Origin of the sequence: Bacillus sp. FSL M8-0025, from assembly GCF_037975475.1 — a bacterium.
Classification (GTDB): domain Bacteria; phylum Bacillota; class Bacilli; order Bacillales; family Bacillaceae; genus Bacillus; species Bacillus subtilis.
In genome coordinates this window covers 3,227,275-3,245,035 of record NZ_CP150258.1, presented here as the reverse complement: position 1 = coordinate 3,245,035, position 17,761 = coordinate 3,227,275, and the positions used below count along the sequence as shown (strand labels likewise).

General features: G+C 44.0%; 18 protein-coding genes. 10 read left to right on the top strand and 8 right to left on the bottom strand.

The genetic code is table 11. The features are described 5' to 3' along the window. Positions 1 to 40 precede the first annotated feature (40 nt). Genes MKX38_RS16865 through liaR form a run of 4 tightly spaced genes read left to right on the top strand, consistent with a single transcriptional unit; the run spans position 41 to position 3,364 of the window. Positions 41 to 913: a DUF4097 domain-containing protein gene (locus MKX38_RS16865; protein WP_339187777.1), complete on the top strand. Its 873-nt coding sequence runs from the start codon at positions 41 to 43 to the stop codon at positions 911 to 913. Positions 914 to 946: 33 nt separating this feature from the next. Beyond that, the gene (gene liaF / locus MKX38_RS16860; RefSeq protein WP_014480832.1) at positions 947 to 1,672 is read left to right on the top strand and encodes a LiaRS two-component regulatory system accessory protein LiaF; all 726 of its coding nucleotides are present in this window, start codon (positions 947 to 949) and stop codon (positions 1,670 to 1,672) included. Beyond that, positions 1,669 to 2,751 (top strand): two-component system sensor histidine kinase LiaS, encoded by a 1,083-nt coding sequence (gene liaS / locus MKX38_RS16855; protein ID WP_339187774.1) that lies wholly within the window; start codon positions 1,669 to 1,671, stop codon positions 2,749 to 2,751. Before liaF ends, liaS begins: the two co-directional genes overlap by 4 nt. Beyond that, positions 2,729 to 3,364 (top strand): two-component system response regulator LiaR, encoded by a 636-nt coding sequence (gene liaR / locus MKX38_RS16850; RefSeq protein WP_339187773.1) that lies wholly within the window; start codon positions 2,729 to 2,731, stop codon positions 3,362 to 3,364. The genes liaS and liaR overlap by 23 nt, the downstream gene beginning before the upstream one ends. A gap of 7 nt (positions 3,365 to 3,371) precedes the next feature. Here liaR and gerAC read toward each other — a convergent pair whose 3' ends face one another. Genes gerAC through gerAA form a run of 3 tightly spaced genes read right to left on the bottom strand, consistent with a single transcriptional unit; the run spans position 3,372 to position 7,004 of the window. Further along, positions 3,372 to 4,493 (bottom strand): spore germination receptor protein GerAC, encoded by a 1,122-nt coding sequence (gene gerAC / locus MKX38_RS16845; protein WP_167408439.1) that lies wholly within the window; start codon positions 4,491 to 4,493, stop codon positions 3,372 to 3,374. Continuing rightward, positions 4,490 to 5,587 (bottom strand): spore germination receptor protein GerAB, encoded by a 1,098-nt coding sequence (gene gerAB / locus MKX38_RS16840; protein WP_029318427.1) that lies wholly within the window; start codon positions 5,585 to 5,587, stop codon positions 4,490 to 4,492. Before gerAB ends, gerAC begins: the two co-directional genes overlap by 4 nt. Further along, positions 5,556 to 7,004, bottom strand: coding sequence for a spore germination receptor protein GerAA (gene gerAA, locus MKX38_RS16835; RefSeq protein ID WP_032726836.1), 1,449 nt, complete (start codon positions 7,002 to 7,004; stop codon positions 5,556 to 5,558). Before gerAA ends, gerAB begins: the two co-directional genes overlap by 32 nt. A gap of 117 nt (positions 7,005 to 7,121) precedes the next feature. Here gerAA and MKX38_RS16830 point away from each other — a divergent pair, with 117 nt between their 5' ends. Continuing rightward, positions 7,122 to 7,307, top strand: a complete 186-nt coding sequence (locus tag MKX38_RS16830; protein ID WP_003221676.1) for a YvzF family protein — start codon at positions 7,122 to 7,124, stop codon at positions 7,305 to 7,307. A gap of 66 nt (positions 7,308 to 7,373) precedes the next feature. Next, on the top strand, positions 7,374 to 8,762 hold the full coding sequence (fumC, locus tag MKX38_RS16825; protein ID WP_003228523.1) for a class II fumarate hydratase: 1,389 nt from the start codon (positions 7,374 to 7,376) through the stop codon (positions 8,760 to 8,762). A 39-nt stretch (positions 8,763 to 8,801) separates the two neighbouring features. Here fumC and MKX38_RS16820 read toward each other — a convergent pair whose 3' ends face one another. Next, positions 8,802 to 9,677 carry a TetR/AcrR family transcriptional regulator gene (locus tag MKX38_RS16820; RefSeq protein ID WP_015251254.1) on the bottom strand — a complete coding sequence of 292 codons (876 nt, stop codon included), beginning with the start codon at positions 9,675 to 9,677 and terminating at the stop codon, positions 8,802 to 8,804. Between the two features lie 167 nt (positions 9,678 to 9,844). On the opposite strand from MKX38_RS16820, the gene spxO reads away from it, so the two are divergent. Beyond that, complete coding sequence (gene spxO, locus MKX38_RS16815) at positions 9,845 to 10,009, top strand: anti-adapter protein SpxO (protein WP_003221681.1); 165 nt, start codon at positions 9,845 to 9,847, stop codon at positions 10,007 to 10,009. Between the two features lie 27 nt (positions 10,010 to 10,036). Here the strand turns inward: spxO and cssS are convergent, their stop codons facing one another. Continuing rightward, complete coding sequence (gene cssS / locus MKX38_RS16810; protein ID WP_003228527.1) at positions 10,037 to 11,392, bottom strand: secretion stress-responsive two-component system sensor histidine kinase CssS; 1,356 nt, start codon at positions 11,390 to 11,392, stop codon at positions 10,037 to 10,039. Continuing rightward, positions 11,389 to 12,066, bottom strand: coding sequence for a secretion stress-responsive two-component system response regulator CssR (gene cssR, locus MKX38_RS16805; protein WP_003228529.1), 678 nt, complete (start codon positions 12,064 to 12,066; stop codon positions 11,389 to 11,391). Before cssR ends, cssS begins: the two co-directional genes overlap by 4 nt. A gap of 277 nt (positions 12,067 to 12,343) precedes the next feature. Here cssR and htrB point away from each other — a divergent pair, with 277 nt between their 5' ends. After that, positions 12,344 to 13,720: a serine protease Do-like protein HtrB gene (htrB, locus tag MKX38_RS16800; RefSeq protein ID WP_015251256.1), complete on the top strand. Its 1,377-nt coding sequence runs from the start codon at positions 12,344 to 12,346 to the stop codon at positions 13,718 to 13,720. Positions 13,721 to 13,762: 42 nt separating this feature from the next. Here the strand turns inward: htrB and mrgA are convergent, their stop codons facing one another. Then, positions 13,763 to 14,224, bottom strand: coding sequence for a metalloregulation DNA-binding stress protein MgrA (gene mrgA, locus MKX38_RS16795; RefSeq protein WP_003228537.1), 462 nt, complete (start codon positions 14,222 to 14,224; stop codon positions 13,763 to 13,765). A gap of 89 nt (positions 14,225 to 14,313) precedes the next feature. Continuing rightward, a complete protein-coding gene (locus MKX38_RS16790; protein ID WP_327842558.1) occupies positions 14,314 to 15,156 on the bottom strand; it encodes an oxidoreductase in 843 nt (280 codons plus the stop codon). 134 nt (positions 15,157 to 15,290) lie between these two features. Here MKX38_RS16790 and MKX38_RS16785 point away from each other — a divergent pair, with 134 nt between their 5' ends. Beyond that, a complete protein-coding gene (locus tag MKX38_RS16785) occupies positions 15,291 to 17,087 on the top strand; it encodes a M3 family oligoendopeptidase (protein WP_032677050.1) in 1,797 nt (598 codons plus the stop codon). Positions 17,088 to 17,196: 109 nt separating this feature from the next. Continuing rightward, positions 17,197 to 17,634, top strand: a complete 438-nt coding sequence (locus MKX38_RS16780; protein WP_014477935.1) for a YusW family protein — start codon at positions 17,197 to 17,199, stop codon at positions 17,632 to 17,634. Positions 17,635 to 17,761 lie beyond the last annotated feature (127 nt).

The window sequence follows — 17,761 nt, the reverse complement described above, 5'->3', positions numbered from 1 at the left end:
TTTTCCTTTATAATAGAATGAATGAGAAGGATGAAACCGAATGAAAAAAATGCTTGGCAAACTGTTGATCACTGCCGGTATTCTGGTTTTTTTCGCTGTTGTCGTAAAAGATGTGTTTGCTGCAGGCTTAGGTTTCATAAATGGCACAGAAGCCGATTCAGCCAGCGCATCGCCGCGGGACATTGACAGCATGGTCATTGAGTCGGATAGCAAGGATGTCCGGATTATAGCGGAAGAACGAAGTGACATATCGGCAGGCATTTCAGGAGACTCAGGAAAGTTATTTGTTACTGAAAACAAAAGAAAACTGGAGCTGACCGTAAAGGAAAAAGCATTTCAATTTTTGAATGGGTTTAACCGTTCAACTCTTATCGTCAGGCTTCCGTATGATTATAAAGGTGATCTGGCAGTACGAACCTCAAGCGGTGACGTGTCTGTGGCCGGGAATGACCATCTTGCGCTTTCCGGGCTGAACGCAGTATCTGCGAGCGGAAATACGAGCGTGACGGACGTCCGCATTCAAGACCTGAAAGTGAAGGCATCATCGGGGGATGTTTCCATTTCAAATACCGTCTCCAAAACAGCCGGCATTGATTTAGCTTCAGGGGACGCAAATCTAGTTCATGTATCAGGCTCTCTTGATGTGAAAATGACTTCAGGAGATTTTAATGCTGTATTGAAAAAGGTAACCGGCCCCGTATCTGTCACGCTGACAAGCGGTGATGCTAATTTAAGCCTTCCCCAAAACGGCAGCTTTGCAGTCAATGCTTTATCAGCAAGCGGTGACGTCAGTTCGCCGTATTCATTTGCTGATAAAGCACATAAAGAACAGCATCACATCACAGGCACGCAAGGAAGCGGCCAGCATCCAATCGACATCAAAACGGACAGCGGGGATCTAGCGATACGGTAGCACTAGGCAGAAGAAAGGAGGCGGACACCAGGAATGACAAAAAAACAGCTTCTCGGATTGATCATTGCTTTATTCGGCATCAGTATGTTTTTGCAAATTATCGGAATAGGCGATCTGCTGTTTTGGCCGCTCTTTTTTCTGATTGCCGGCTATTTCCTTAAAAAATATTCCCGTGATTGGCTTGGCTCCGTCATGTATATCTTTGCCGCGTTTCTATTTTTGAAAAACCTCTTCAGCATCACCTTTAATTTATTCGGATATGCGTTTGCCGCATTTCTGATTTACGCCGGCTACAGGCTTATCAAAGGGAAGCCGATATTTGAACCGAATGAGAAACAGGTCAATCTCAATAAAAAAGAACATCATGATCCGCCAAAAGATGTAAAACATCCCGACATGCGCAGCTTTTTTATCGGTGAGCTGCAAATGATGAAGCAGCCGTTTGATCTGAATGATTTAAATGTCTCTGGTTTTATCGGTGATATCAAAATCGATTTGTCTAAAGCAATGATTCCTGAGGGAGAAAGTACAATCGTCATTAGCGGAGTCATTGGAAACGTTGATATTTATGTACCATCGGACCTTGAAGTAGCTGTCAGCTCGGCTGTTTTTATAGGAGACATCAATCTGATCGGCTCGAAGAAAAGCGGATTAAGCACGAAGGTATATGCCGCGTCAACCGATTTCAGCGAGTCAAAGCGCCGTGTCAAAGTGTCAGTTTCCTTATTTATCGGTGATGTGGATGTGAAGTACGTATGAGAAAAAAAATGCTTGCCAGCCTCCAATGGCGCGCCATCCGCATGACAACGGGAATCAGCCTGCTCCTTTTTGTTTGCCTGATTTCCTTTATGATGTTTTACTATCGGCTCGATCCGCTTGTTTTGCTGTCATCAAGCTGGTTCGGAATTCCGTTTATCCTAATTTTGCTTCTAATCAGCGTGACCGTCGGTTTCGCCTCAGGGTATATGTACGGCAACCGGTTGAAGACAAGGATTGATACATTAATTGAATCCATTTTAACCTTTGAAAACGGCAATTTCGCTTATCGGATACCTCCGCTCGGTGATGATGAAATCGGCCTGGCCGCCGATCAGCTGAACGAAATGGCGAAGCGCGTGGAGCTTCAAGTCGCATCCCTGCAGAAACTTTCCAATGAACGTGCGGAATGGCAGGCGCAAATGAAGAAGTCGGTTATCTCAGAAGAACGCCAGCGATTGGCTAGAGATCTTCATGATGCGGTCAGCCAGCAGCTCTTTGCCATATCGATGATGACATCAGCCGTGCTGGAACATGTCAAGGATGCTGATGACAAAACAGTCAAGCGGATCAGGATGGTCGAGCATATGGCAGGCGAAGCCCAAAATGAGATGAGGGCGCTGCTGCTCCATTTACGGCCTGTTACCCTTGAAGGAAAAGGGCTGAAGGAGGGCCTTACGGTGCTTTTGGACGAGTTCCGAAAAAAGCAGCCGATTGATATTGAGTGGGATATACAGGACACAGCGATATCCAAGGGTGTTGAAGACCACTTGTTCAGAATCGTGCAGGAGGCCCTTTCAAACGTATTTAGACATTCAAAAGCGTCAAAAGTAACCGTGATTCTGGGCATAAAGAACAGCCAGCTCCGTCTGAAGGTGATTGATAATGGAAAAGGCTTCAAAATGGACCAGGTGAAAGCATCCTCATACGGCTTGAATTCTATGAAGGAACGTGCAAGTGAAATCGGCGGGGTCGCCGAAGTGATTTCAGTAGAAGGAAAAGGCACCCAAATTGAAGTGAAGGTCCCGATTTTCCCGGAAGAAAAAGGAGAGAACGAACGTGATTCGAGTATTATTGATTGATGATCATGAAATGGTCAGAATGGGTCTCGCGGCTTTTTTGGAGGCGCAGCCCGATATTGAAGTCATCGGCGAAGCATCGGACGGCAGCGAAGGTGTTCGGCTTGCTGCGGAACTGTCGCCGGATGTCATTTTAATGGACCTTGTCATGGAGGGCATGGATGGCATTGAAGCTACAAAGCAAATTTGGAGGGAGCTTTCCGACCCGAAAATTATTGTGCTCACTAGCTTCATTGATGATGACAAAGTGTACCCGGTTATTGAAGCTGGCGCGCTCAGCTATCTGTTGAAAACCTCAAAAGCGGCAGAAATCGCCGATGCCATCCGCGCCGCAAGCAAGGGAGAGCCGAAGCTGGAGTCAAAAGTGGCGGGAAAAGTATTATCCAGGCTGCGCCACTCAGGTGAAAACGCGCTCCCGCATGAATCGCTGACGAAACGGGAGCTCGAAATACTCTGCCTGATCGCAGAAGGAAAGACAAACAAAGAAATAGGCGAGGAACTGTTTATTACGATTAAAACAGTCAAAACACATATTACCAATATTTTATCAAAGCTGGATGTCAGTGACCGGACGCAGGCGGCGGTGTACGCGCATCGAAATCATCTCGTCAAATAGGCGGCTCCTATTTGTCTGCGCCTTTCGTTCCGAAGTCTCTGACAATCACATTGACCCGGTAGTCTATTTCCGCATTGCTGAAATAATCATCATCCCATTTTCTTGCGATCTTTTTCCACTTTTGAGGATAATGAATTCTGACTTGGTTTCCCAATCCGGTCACATCCGCTTTGATCTCTTTCTGCAGTTTCTCTGTAATAAATGTCGTTACTGTTTTGTGTACTTGTTTTTCGACTGTCTTTTCAATACTTTTAATATATGAATCCTTAAACGAATCTTCATTGGGATTCCAGTCCTCAGATAGACGACCTTCAATAGTGCGGGTGACGGTGAATTTGAACTTTCCATCCTTATAGGCAGTCTTGATCTTCCGATTGCTTGAATATACTTCATAAGAAAAGAGATGGCCATCGCGCTTCAAGTCAATGACGCCTCCCTCGACAGTGCCTGAAAATAAGTTGATATTTTGAACCTCAATCGGGGTGAGATCGCGGTGCCATAATTTATTTTTTATGATAGAGGCTCCGTTTATCGCGAGCTTGCCGTTTTCCTTACCGACATGAGGGATGAGGAATGAATCGTCAGAGGTTAAGTGTTCTGAGATCTCCCCCAATGTAACTGGCTCCATCATTCTGATCGTCACCTTATTATTCTCTGTCAGATCATATATCACGTTGGATGCGGGTTCGCCTTCATCATTCATTTTAAATATATCCTTAGTTCGGCCGTTGGTGATAAAGACGTAGGAACTCCTCCTTGTTCCGTTGTCTCTGACAAACTGGTTAATGATCGCGTCCATTCCAATTTGATCCGCAATCACGCTTTTGGAAAGCAGAATGAGACGCAAATGCTGTGAAAACGTAGGATTATGCTTTAATGCAGAGGTTCTCATCATTTGATGGACAGTTTCACCCTTTGTGACAGAAAGCTGTGTCGGATCAGATGAAGAGCCCTCCTTGGCGCTGATTTTTTTCGGAACGAGAATTTGCTGTGTCAGCTCTAAATTTTCATCGTCAGGCTTGTCTAGCCCTACTCCGATCACTAAGCTTAATTCCTCGATATTCTCACTGTCCCAGCATCCGGACAGCAATAGGGTGCATATAAACATACATAAAATCCGGATTTTCATTTTGCTGTAATCCTCCTCTTGAGAGCTACAATGAAAAAGAGAATGAACGGAAGCAGAAACAGGGAGACAAAAATATAGCCAAGATAATCGCTATACATCATGACTTGATTGGCGTCATCCGGCCAGAGAGAAAAATAAAAGACCGTTATGCCGATAATCACCATGCTTGTTTTAGTCGATAATCCAAATGTCTTCTTTAGCCCGTTAGCGGCAAAGTATCCGTAAATGACAAATGTGGTGAAAAACTGGATGATCCAGACCACCAGTAAAAACGATTCAAACCGTTCAATAAATATGCCTTTAAGCTCAAAGGACTGAAAGAGAGAAATAGTCGGCCAAATCAGCGTTTTTACCTCGGGAGCGGTCAAAGCTCCGACAACAATAATATACGTAAGGATATATAAGATAATCGGAATCAGAAATCCTAGAGACGCATATCTGAACGTGTATTTCTTTTTCTTCATATGTTCAGGAAGAAACAGCATCACTTCCATTCCTAAAAAAGAGATGGAAACGACGGTAAGGGAGTTTGCAATGGGTCCAAGGCCTTCGCCTAAAACAGGACGCAAATTATTGATATCAAAAATTTTAAAACTGATCCCGAACACAATCAGCAAAATAATAATGGTTACCGTTAAATAAAAGGGAAACAGCCGCGACACATCACTTAAGCCCCCAACGATTAAATAAATACCGCAGCAAATAAACGTTAAAATAATGACTTGAATTGGGGTTCTCTCCAACAGGAAAAACTTCACCATTTCAGCCATTGCCCGGGTCTCGAAGCTGGCTACGCCGAGGAAATAGCCGCAGATCAAAAGGCCGATGATGCTGCCGATCCATTTCCCAAGCCCTTCCTTCAAATATTCAAAGAGTGAAGGGTATTGATGTTTTTTCTGAATGAGCGTGTTTAAATAAATGAAGAAAATAAAAATGAAACCTTCTAATATCAGCGTGATCCAGCCGTCAGGCGTATTAGCCTTAGTGGTCAGCGCTCGCGGCAATGTTAAAAGTCCGGCCCCAAGCATTGTATTTGCAACAATAGAAATACCTTGAAAGGTATTAAGTTTCAGTGGAGTCTGTTTTTGGCTCATTTGGATTATTCGCCTCTTTTGGTTTGTTTTTAATTGGGAGACGGATAATGGAGTCATCCGTATTTTTCAGGCTAAAGAATCCGTTTGGCGAAAAATACGGAGACCCAAAGCTCGTTTGTCTCGTTAAGTGCGTATAAACGACAAGCATAAATAAAATAATACCGTACAGCCCTAAAATAGCGGCGGAAAACATCGAAATAAAACGCAGCACCCGGAAAGACAGACCCATTCCGTATTGAGGAACGGTAAAGGATGCGAGGGCAATGACACTGACGACAATGACCATAATCGAACTGACGAGATTCGCTTCTACAGCAGCCTGTCCGATGACTACGCCCCCAACGAGGCCGATCGTCTGTCCGAGCGGATTGGGGAGTCGCAGTCCGGCTTCCCTTAGCAGCTCGATGGTGACTTCCATCAGCAGGGCTTCAAATATCGGAGGGAACGGCACGTTTTCCCTGTTCGCCGAAATCGTGACGGCGAGTGCGGTCGGCAGCAGCCCCTGATGGAAGGAAACGAGTGCAATATAAATCGATGACAAAAACAAGGTGATGAAGATAGACGCAAAGCGCAGCGACCGGATAAGAGATGCTGAAATCCAGCGTTCATAGTAGTCATCCGGGGATTGCATCAGGATGCCGAGAGAAACCGGCACCAGCAGCACAAATGGTGAACTGTCGACCAAAATTGCCACACGGCCGTTAAACAGGGCTGAAGATACTTTGTCAGGTCTTTCCGTATTTTGAATCTGCGGAAATGGTGAATATTTATTATCTTCAATAAGTTCCTCGAGCGTTCCGCTGTCCTGGATATCTTCCAGCTGGATATTTTTAAGCCGCGCCTTCACTTCTTTTATGACGGACTTTTTTGCTTTACCTTCAATGTACATAATGGCTGCGGGCTTCAGCTTGTTTTCGCCGATCATGATTTTTTTGGTGATCAATTTCGGATGAGAGGTTCTTTGTCTAATCAGAGCGAGATTTGTATCGATATCCTCTACAAACGCTACTTTTGGGCCGCGAACCACTTTTTCAGTTGTCGGCTCTGTCAGGCTTCTTGTTTTTTTCTTTCCTGTGGTCAGAATATAGGCTTTATCCAATCCGTTGATAAACACAGCACAATTGCCGTTGAGAATCGATTCAATCGTTTTTTTTGCGGTTTCAACAGGTCTTGCGTCAAGCTGGTCAAGGCGTTTTTTGACTTGGTCAAGCGTTAAGGTCTCCTCATCTTTAATCAAAGTTTTAATGGCTTCTGACACCTTATTCTCATCAGTCAGTTCACTGAAATAGAGATAGTAAAAAACCAGTCCGTTCGCAAGCATTTTTTTGTTTTTCACCAGATCATCGTTTTCTTTTAATTTTGGCAGCACCAATGCTAAATTATCGTGTATATATTCCTTAAACTCTGTTTGTTCCAATGAGGTCACCTCTTATCCAAAACCTTAGTAGAGGTTATCTTTTCCTGTTAAAAAAATGATATACTGTGTTAGAGTATTTCATGGAATAAGTTTTTTTATGAAAGCGGAGGATACGAAGTGGCACAGGTAAGGCTAGCTGGAAAACAAGAAGAAATTGAACAGCTCATTAGATCATTTGAAAAGCATTATGATGTCTCTTATACATCAAAGGAGTACGGAAGGACGAATCCAAAATACAAATATTCAAAGGATTCCCGCGTATATCTTGAATTAAAATTAAAATCTGCCAAGATCGAAAAATAAAAAGGATTTTTTGTGTCATTGGCGAATTATGATCTATTGAAGCAACCGTTATGGAGGGATACATAAATGGAATACAGAATTGAACGAGACACCATGGGAGAAGTAAAAGTTCCTGCTGATAAATTTTGGGGCGCCCAAACACAGCGAAGCAAGGAGAACTTTAAGATCGGTTCTGAAAAAATGCCGATGCGTGTTGTGAAGGCGTTTGCAATTTTAAAACGAAGCACTGCTTTAGCTAATAAACGCCTCGGCAATCTGGATGCTGAAAAAGCAGAAGCGATTGCAGCGGTTTGTGATGATGTGCTCAAAGGCAAGTACGATGACAACTTCCCGCTTGTCGTATGGCAGACCGGAAGCGGCACACAAAGCAATATGAACATGAACGAAGTGGTAGCCAACCGTGCGACTGCTTTATTAAAAGAGAAGAACTCTGATCAAACGATTCATCCAAATGATGACGTGAACCGAAGCCAAAGCTCAAACGACACATTCCCGACTGCGATGCATGTTGCCGCTGTTTTGGCTGTTTACGAGCAGCTTGTGCCGGCGCTTGATCAGCTTCGCAATACACTGGATGAAAAAGCAAAAGCATACAATGATATTGTCAAAATCGGACGCACGCATCTTCAGGATGCTACGCCACTGACCCTCGGACAGGAAATCAGCGGATGGGTTCACATGCTGGACCGTTCGAAGGAAATGATTTTGGAAGCGACAGATAAAATGCGTGCGCTTGCAATTGGTGGAACGGCTGTCGGAACGGGTATCAACGCCCACCCAGAGTTTGGAGAGCTTGTCTCAGAAGAGATCACTAAGCTGACCGGCCAAACGTTCAGCAGTTCACCGAATAAATTCCACGCGCTGACAAGCCATGACGAAATCACTTATGCGCATGGCGCATTAAAAGCGCTTGCGGCTGACTTAATGAAAATCGCGAACGATGTCAGATGGCTCGCAAGCGGACCTCGCTGCGGCATCGGGGAGATCGTCATTCCTGAAAATGAGCCGGGAAGCTCCATTATGCCTGGTAAAGTCAACCCGACACAAAGCGAAGCGTTAACAATGATCGCAGCGCAAATCATGGGGAACGATGCGACAATCGGCTTTGCGGCGAGTCAGGGGAACTTTGAACTGAACGTGTTTAAGCCTGTTATTATTTACAACTTCCTGCAATCTGTGCAGCTGCTCAGTGACGGCATGAATTCATTCCATGATAAATGTGCTGTCGGTATTGAGCCTAATAAAGAAACCATTCAGGAAAACCTGTCAAATTCATTAATGCTTGTTACGGCGCTGAACCCGCATATCGGTTATGAAAACGCGGCGAAAATCGCCAAGCTTGCCCATAAAGAGGGATTGACGCTCAAAGAAGCAGCTTTGAAGCTTGAATTGCTGACAGAGGAGCAATTTAACGAAATGGTTAAGCCGGAAGACATGGTAAAACCAAAGGCGTAATAGGAAGAAAGAACGGCTGCTTTTTAAGCAGCCGTTCTTCTAAATATGTTGCTGTTTTAATAAATATTTAAGCTGTTCCGCATCTTTGGCGAGAGCTTCAGACTCCGTCAGATTATGAATCATTCCTTTTATGATCGCCAGCTTCGGTGTTTTTTTCTTCATTTCTGCTTCAAGTATGTCCAAGCTCTCCGATAATTCAAGAGAGGAGTTTGTGTTTAAGCTGTTAATTTTGTCACGTAGGCTTTTCACAATTGATTCAGTCAGCGGGTCAGGCCGTCCGTGCGTAAGAGGCCCGAATAAAGAGCTCGCCTCTTCCAATGTGATGAAAGGCTTATCGTTTCGTTCAGACATGCCTTTTACCATATCATCAATTCGATTCATAATGATATTAGCTAATTGAGACGGCTTCACAGTGTACCCGAGCAAAATCATGCATTCCAGGTAAATCTGGCTGATGCCCTCTATTAAAAAACAAAGCTCAGCAGTGTAGGGTTCCGCTTTTTTTCCATAGATGTTCAGCAGGCTGTCGATATGAAATTGAAGTGAGGACTGGCGGATTTTTTTTGCGCATTGCTCCACTTCTTCTGTGTAAGGCAGAGAACCCTCCTTCAACTGCATACTGATAAAATCTTTGTGTTCAAGAATGTTTTCATAGAGGACGGTCAGCTGTTTACGGTAAGCCGTTCTGGGGCTGTCGCCCTTCGTTTTAATATTTAAAATTCGGGTAAACGTTTTATCATAATAGTAGTTCAGCATAGAGAGAAGAAGCGCTTCTTTCGAAGGAAAATAAATATAAAAAGCGCCTTTAGATATTTTGCATTCTTTTGCGATTTCCTGGACTGATGTTGAGTTGTATCCTTTTTGGGCAAATAGTTTTAAGGCTGTTTCAATAATCAGTTTTTCTTTTTCCTTCAATGGTTCCACCCTTTCGGAGCCCGGAGGCCTGCTAGGATATGACCATATAGTCACACCGTCTGTTATAAAATTAACCTTATTGTAACTTGTTTTTTTATCATGTATTATTTATATTATAAATTGAGATGACCGAATGGTCAAAGCTCAAGCGAAAGGGTGAATCTAGAATGAGAGAATTGGACGAAATGATCAGCCGCTTGCGAAACAGAGGAATCAAAGTGGAGAAAGTCAAATATCCGAAGCAGACCTTGTCAGAGAAAAAATGGGTTCATCAATGCAAACAGCCGCTCAAAACAAATTACAGAGATTTTAACGGCTATTCTTTCACATAAAAAAATAGACTGCAAAACATCTACAGTCTATTTTGGCACTGCTATGCGGTATGTTACACCCGTTTTGTCATTTTCAATTGAGATAGATGCCTTATGAAGAGTTAAAATTCGTTTTACGATGCTTAGACCAATGCCGAATTCGCCTTTCTTCCCTTTATTAAAAGGCTCATAGAGGCTGGAGAGCATCTCATCTTCAATATGCGGACCGTCATTTTTAATGGTGATCACGATATTTCGATCATCTTGTTTCATGCTGATTTCTATTTTTGTCTCAGCATAGCGGATTTGATTTTCCAAAATGTTTTCGAGGAGTTTGTTCCATTGCTCCGGATCGCCCGGCATCAAAATATCCTCTTCTACATCAATTTCCCACGATAGTTCTTTCCGCGCCCACTTCAATCGTTCGATGACTTCTTCTGTCACTTCCACAATACTGAACATGTCGTGCTGCACTTTTTGCTTCGCTAAATAATCCAGCTTCGTTAAATATAATAAATCCTTTATTTTTTTCTCCAGCTTAAGAGCTTCGCATTCAATAACATCTACAGTGTTTTCAAGGTCTCCTTTAGGAAAAATCCCGTCTTTAATTGATTGTGTATAGCCTCTGATGACCATGACCGGCGTTTTTAAATCATGAGAGATATTTTGCAATAGAGTTCTTTCTGTTTCATCCTTTTGCACAAGCTTTTGGCGCATCTCTTCGATGGTATGGCCCAATTTGCCGATTTCATCTTTCCGGTCCACTTTTACTGGGTCATCCCAATCCTGTTCAGAAATCCGTTTGACGTGTTTTTCAAATGATACAAGAGGCCTTGATAAATACTTTGCAAGCCAAATAGCCGGAATCCAGCTTAATAAAATGACGACAGCTATAATAAACAGAAGCTGTTTGAACAAGGTATAGGCCAAATCGTCCCGATAAGAATCAAGCGCGTAAGAGAGCATCATCGCTGATTGTCCATTGACGGAAAGTCCCTTTTTAATGACAAAAAACACTTTCTCTCCATTGACGTCGGCGCTGTAACGTTTCTTTTTAGCTTCCTGCTTATCAGCCAGCTTGTACACCTTGTGGATAAATGAAGATGACAGAATGCTTAAATCCTTGTCTGAAGAAGCCTCTTCATTTTCAGGAAGGAGCACGTGCTGTACGGAGCGGACAGTTGTCGGCGCCGTCGCTTCCTCGCTGTAATAGCGCCTTTCAATCGAACCTGGCAGGCGGTACTCTGTCAGAACATGCTGCTCATTTTCAATCGTCGTATACGTTTCATTAGTGAAAAAATCTCGCAGCGTGTTTGAAAATAACACAAGCAGTAAAATCGATATCGCTAACAGGATGCCGGATATGACAACCCATATCTGAAACGCGAGCGGCTTGTTTTTCATGATGACATCATCCTGTAGCCGAAACCGTAAATCGTCTCCACCTTCAATTCAGGCATCTTTCTGCGCAGTCTCCGGACGAGATCATCAACTACCCGGTCTGTTCCGAAGTAGTCATGTCCCCACACTTTTAGGAGGATATCCTCACGAGAGTATGGATGCCCTTTATGATGGATAAATAATAGCAGCAGATCAAATTCCTTTGACGTCAAATTGATGATATTCCCGTTTTCGTCATAGACCTCGCGGGCGTCTTCAGCGACCCGATACGAGGAGACGGCAATTTCATTTTTTTGGACAGGAGGAGCTTCCTTATATACGAGCTGCAGCAGCTTTTGCACACGGATAATCAGCTCCCGCGGCAGAAACGGCTTTGAAATGTAGTCATTGCTGCCAAGCTCTAAGCCAAGCACTCTGTCAATATCCGCATCTCGGGCGGAAATAAAAATGACCGGCACGTCAGGATCTTTCGCCTTGATTTCTTTTATTAATGTATAGCCGTCGGTATCCGGCAGCATGATATCGAGAATCCATAGGTGGGGAGACGGTGTCATTTTCTTTCTGGCGTCTTCACCTTTCGTAAAAGATGTAATGTTCCAGCCCTCATTCTCTAAATACTTCGTCAGCAGTTCATTCAGGTTATCCTCATCTTCAACTAGATAAATGGTGTATGACAAGGCTCTTCACATCCTTTCAACGTCATTATAAACTAGTTTTAACATACGGCAGGCAATTTTCATAATTTCACATATTCTTTTCATTTTTATCCCACAATGTTTGTTTATGATATGTATAAGGGAAGAAAGGAAGAGAAAAAGAGCGAGGAAGATGTAGGATGATCAAACATATTCTATTTTGGTGCTTTGCTTTTCTCCTCATTATTGGGACAATTGAACTTGTACATGCGATGAATATGTAACGATAAATGAATAACCGTTAAAGGAGTGTAAGAACATGGATTATCGACGTGATGGCCAAAACGATCAACATCAAACTGAACCTTCACATACAGAACAGCAGAATACAGAAAACCAGAAGCTGATTGGACATTCTGAACAAGAATTGCTTGACGCGCCTGTGTCGTATGAAGCGGGACGGCAGGAAACGGCTTCTGCTTTAGAAATGGAAAAGCAAGAAACGGCTGTGAAAAAAGAAAAGAAACGGAGAGCCGCATGGCTGAGCCCGATTTTAGGCGGTATTATCGGCGGGGGCCTCATGCTTGGCATCGCGCCTTATCTGCCGTCAGACCAAAATCAGGCGACCGAAACCGCTTCCGCAAATAAACAGGTGCAGTCTGATAATTTTACAACGGCGCCGATAACGAACGCATCAAACATCGCTGATATGGTAGAGGATTTAGAGCCTACGATTGTCGGAATCTCAAATATCCAAACATCTCAAAATAACACATTCGGCACGGGAGGAGGCTCCAGCTCAGAAAGTGAAAGCGGAACCGGGTCAGGTGTCATTTTCAAAAAAGACAGCAATAAAGCGTATATCATTACAAACAACCATGTCGTTGAAGGCGCGAACAAGCTGACTGTTACGCTATACAACGGAGAAACGGAAACTGCCAAGCTTGTCGGCAGTGATACCATTACTGATTTGGCAGTTTTGGAAATCAGCAGCAAGAACGTCAAAAAAGTGGCGAGCTTTGGTGACTCTTCACAGCTGCGCACGGGCGAAAAGGTAATCGCTATCGGTAACCCGCTCGGACAGCAGTTTTCCGGTACAGTGACACAAGGTATCATTAGCGGACTGAACCGGACAATTGATGTGGATACAACACAGGGGACGGTGGAAATGAACGTGCTGCAAACCGATGCAGCGATCAATCCGGGGAACAGCGGAGGCCCATTAATCAATGCAAGCGGCCAGGTCATCGGCATCAACAGCTTGAAGGTGAGCGAAAGCGGCGTGGAATCACTTGGATTTGCGATCCCAAGCAATGATGTCGAGCCGATTGTTGACCAGCTGCTGCAAAACGGGAAGGTGGACCGTCCGTTTTTAGGCGTGCAGATGATTGACATGTCACAAGTTCCTGAAACCTATCAGGAAAATACGCTCGGCCTGTTTGGAGATCAATTGGGCAAAGGTGTTTATGTAAAAGAAGTTCAAGCAAATTCGCCGGCAGAAAAAGCAGGTATTAAATCTGAGGATGTCATTGTCAAACTAAACGGTAAAGACGTGGAAAGCAGTGCGGATATCCGTCAGATCCTTTACAAAGACTTAAAAGTCGGAGATAAAACAACAATCCAAGTGCTGCGAAAGGGAAAAACGAAAACGTTGAACGCAACACTGACCAAGCAGACAGAAAGCAGTTCAAGCTAAGAAAAAAACAAAAAGCTGAACCCAAATAGGGTTCAGCTTTTTTTATCCTAAATAAGAGGAAAGCATCCACACTTGTTTTTCAACTTCTTCAATTAATCCGACAAACAAGTCCGCTGTCGCATTGTCTTGATTTTCTTCAGCCAGGCCGATCACGAATTTAGATTCGCTGCTGATTTGTTTGTAGTCGTTTACCAATGCTTGTACCATTTCTGATGCTGATGTTTCGTTTCCGCCGTCTGTGATAGATGCATGCTCAGTGTATTCTTTCACTGTGGCAACAGGCTGTCCGCCAATCGCCAGCAGGCGCTCAGCGATGGTATCCACTGTTTCAGCCGCATGGTCATAAAGTTCTTCAAATTTCTCGTGCAATGTAAAGAAATGAGGCCCTTTCACATACCAATGGAAACGGTGGAGCTTAGAGTATAAAAGAAACCAGTTTGATAATTGTGTGTTCAGTGAATTCTCAACTAATGTTTGATTTGTTTTTGCGTTTTCAGTTTTCATAAGATAACGTCCTCCTTGTGATCTGTTGTTTTAATTATATCATATACTAAATAAAAATCAATACTAAATTATAATAATTATAATTTAGGTTATTTGAATAGCTTTTTCTTCAGGATAGACTCCCACGCAGACCAAGGAAAAAGCGATCGGAATAGCAGGGTGAGCTTGATGCCCTTTCCGATCGGGTATCGCAATTTCTTTATGTGCTGTTTTGTTGCCAATTGATAAATGAGGTCGGCAACCTCTTGGGGATCTCCGCTTTCTTCTCCGTTTTTTTCAACGTAGGAAAGGATCTTTTTATAGTATTGATGATAGGCTGAATCGTCAGCAGGCACCGACATAAAATTTGATAATGACGTTGACCAGATCGATGTCTTGTATGAGCCCGGCTCGATCAAAGCGGTTTCGATACCGAACGGAAGCAGCTCGATACGCAGGCTTTCAGAAAAACCTTCCAATGCATGCTTAGAAGAAACATATGGCGACAGCGCTGGGAATCCGGTCAGTCCGCTGATGCTGCTCACGTTTATAATCTTTGCGCCGCCATGCTTTCTTATGTAAGGCAGAACGGTTTTTGTCACATGGATCACACCGAAGACGTTCGTTTCAAATTGTTGTCTGAAATGTTCCATCGGCACATCCTCGACAAAACCTCCATAAGCCGTTCCGGCGTTGTTAACGAGTAAGTCGATCGGGGCGTAAGCACTAATTGTTTTTCCGAATGAGACTATAGATTGTTCCTCGGTGACATCAAGAGCTGTAATGAGAATGGAATCAGACACATTGTGTGCTGCAGCCAATTCCCGAAGCTGTTCCGCTTTTTCAGGCTGTCTTGATGTGGCTATCACGAAAAATGATCGGGCAAGCTTTACAGCTGCCAGCAGACCGAAGCCGCTGGACGCTCCTGTTACGATGGCTATTTTTTTATTCATCCTATACCTCCTATTAAACTGCTACAGCTATTGTACTATCCTGAACAGGAGATGACGCCTGTAAAAAGAAATTTTTATACAACAATTCAGAATTGTTTTATAATAGAACGAAAGAAGGAAAGGGGTTTTGTGATATGGCGCTGCAAGGGGTAGGCCAAAGATGGGATCTTGATTCATTTTTTAAGGGCGGGAGCCAATCGGAAGAATTCAAAGGTTATATTGAGAAGCTGTCACAAAGTCTGCGTGCATTTCAAGACAGGACTGATGCGTTTCAGGTGCCTGAATCGCCTGAAGAGGCTGAAGGGCTGACCGCGTTGCTTGATTTATTCGAACAGACATCCGTCAAGCTTCAGCAGGCCGGCGCTTTTGTTGCCTGCCTCCAGGCCCAGAATATCAATGATCAAAAGGCTATAGAGCATCAGGCACTCATGAATCGGCTTTCCGCAGATTTTCAATCGTCGCTCGTTACATTAGATCATAAACTTGTGGACATTAATCAAGACGTGTGGAATGAATTGTTAACAAAACCGGGATTGCGCGATGTTTCTTACATATTAAATGAAAGAAGACAGAGGGTTGCCGAAAAGCTTAGCCCCGGTAAGGAAAAACTGATCGGAAACCTTGCGGTGGACGGATATCACGCTTGGAGTGACTTATACAATATGGTTGTCGGGAAAATGACGATCCCGTATGAGGAAAACGGTGAAAACAAGCAATTGTCTGTCGGTCAGGCGGAGAATATGATGGATCATCAAGACCGTACTGTCAGAAAAACAGTATATGAACGTTTCCGCCAAGCTTGGGAGAGCAAGCAAGATATTTTCAGCAGCACGCTGAATCATTTGGCGGGATTCCGGCTTGAAACCTATAAAGCGCGCGGCTGGGAGAATGTCCTGAAGGAACCGCTGCAAATTAACAGGATGAAAAAAGAAACACTTGATACGATGTGGCAGGTCATCACTGAAAACAAGAAGCCGTTCGTTCAGTTTTTGAACCGGAAAGCATCCATGCTCGGCCTTGAAAAACTCAGCTGGTACGATGTCGAGGCACCGATCGGTTCTGACGGAAAGGTCTATTCGTATGATGAAGCCGCAAATATCATTACCAGCCAGTTTTCAACGTTTGGCAAAAAGCTGTCCTCATTCACTGAAAAAGCGTTTCGGGACGGCTGGATTGAGGCGGAAGACAGGAGCGGAAAAAGAGTCGGCGGCTTTTGCACCAGTTTTCCGGACAGCGGGGAATCCCGGATTTTCATGACATTTTCGGGAAGCGCCTCAAATGTCTCTACCCTTGCGCATGAACTCGGGCACGCGTTCCATCAGGAAGCAATGCTCAACGTCAGGCCGTTAAACCGTTCCTACGCCATGAACGTTGCAGAAACAGCTTCAACGTTTGCAGAGATGATAGTGGCGGACGCGACTGTCCAGCAGGCCGAGACGAGGGAAGAAAAGCTTGTTCTTCTGGAGGATAAAGTGCAAAGAAGCGTTGCGTTCTTCATGAACATTCACGCAAGATTTCTATTTGAAACGAGATTCTACGAGGAACGAAAGCGGGGAGTGGTACCGGCCAGCCGCTTGAATGAGCTGATGGAAGAGGCGCAAAGAGAGGCATACTGCAATGCGTTAGAAGAATATCATCCGCTTTTTTGGGCATCAAAGCTTCATTTTCACATCACGAGGGTGCCGTTTTACAATTTCCCTTATACATTCGGCTACCTGTTTTCTCTTGGTATTTACGCGTTGGCGCTTGAAGAAAAAGACACATTCGAAGAGAAGTATATGGCGCTATTGCGCGATACGGCTTCTATGACAGTGGAGGATTTGGCGATGAAGCATTTGGGCGCTGACATCACAAAGCGCGATTTCTGGGAGAATGCCATCAAGCTGGCTGTGCGTGACGCCGAAACCTTTTTACAAATGACCGAATCTTAAAGAAAAAGCCGTGGCGTTAAATGCCCCGGCTTTTTCAATTCTTCTCTGAATGAGGATTTCATTCTCTGGATATACCTAAAATAAATGGAATCCTACAGGGGGGAAACATATGCATTTGATCAGAGCAGCCGGGGCTGTATGTCTCGCAGTGGTTCTGATTGCGGGCTGCCGTTTCAATGAAGACCAGCAGCAGGCAGAAGGAGAAAATACAGCCGTCACCCAGCTGAAGTCCGTTCCCTACAGTAATTTTTCGCTTCGTGTGAGCTACGGGGATGGTGAGCATAACCGTTATGAAGGAATCTATACAAAGAACGGGACTCAGGAAAAAGCGGAAATACAGGATAAGCTCTCCGGTGTCAATCAGGAGGGAGAAGAAGCACTGGATGAGATGAAAATGATTTTGAGCGAGCTTTCCGTGACAGACCAAATGGCTGAAACAGAAGTGATACACAGTGTGCTGGCAGCATTTAATCTGGACAGTCATTATGATCATATCGATTTAAAATTGAAACTGAAGGACGGCTCCATCAGAGAAATCAAGAAGTAATCTTGTGATAAAAAACCCATAAACGTCAATTATGTCCATAAAACTAATTGAAAATGATTTTCAAAGTCAGTGTTTTCTGCTACAATGAGGGATATATGACCATATCAAATGGCTGAATATCGGAATC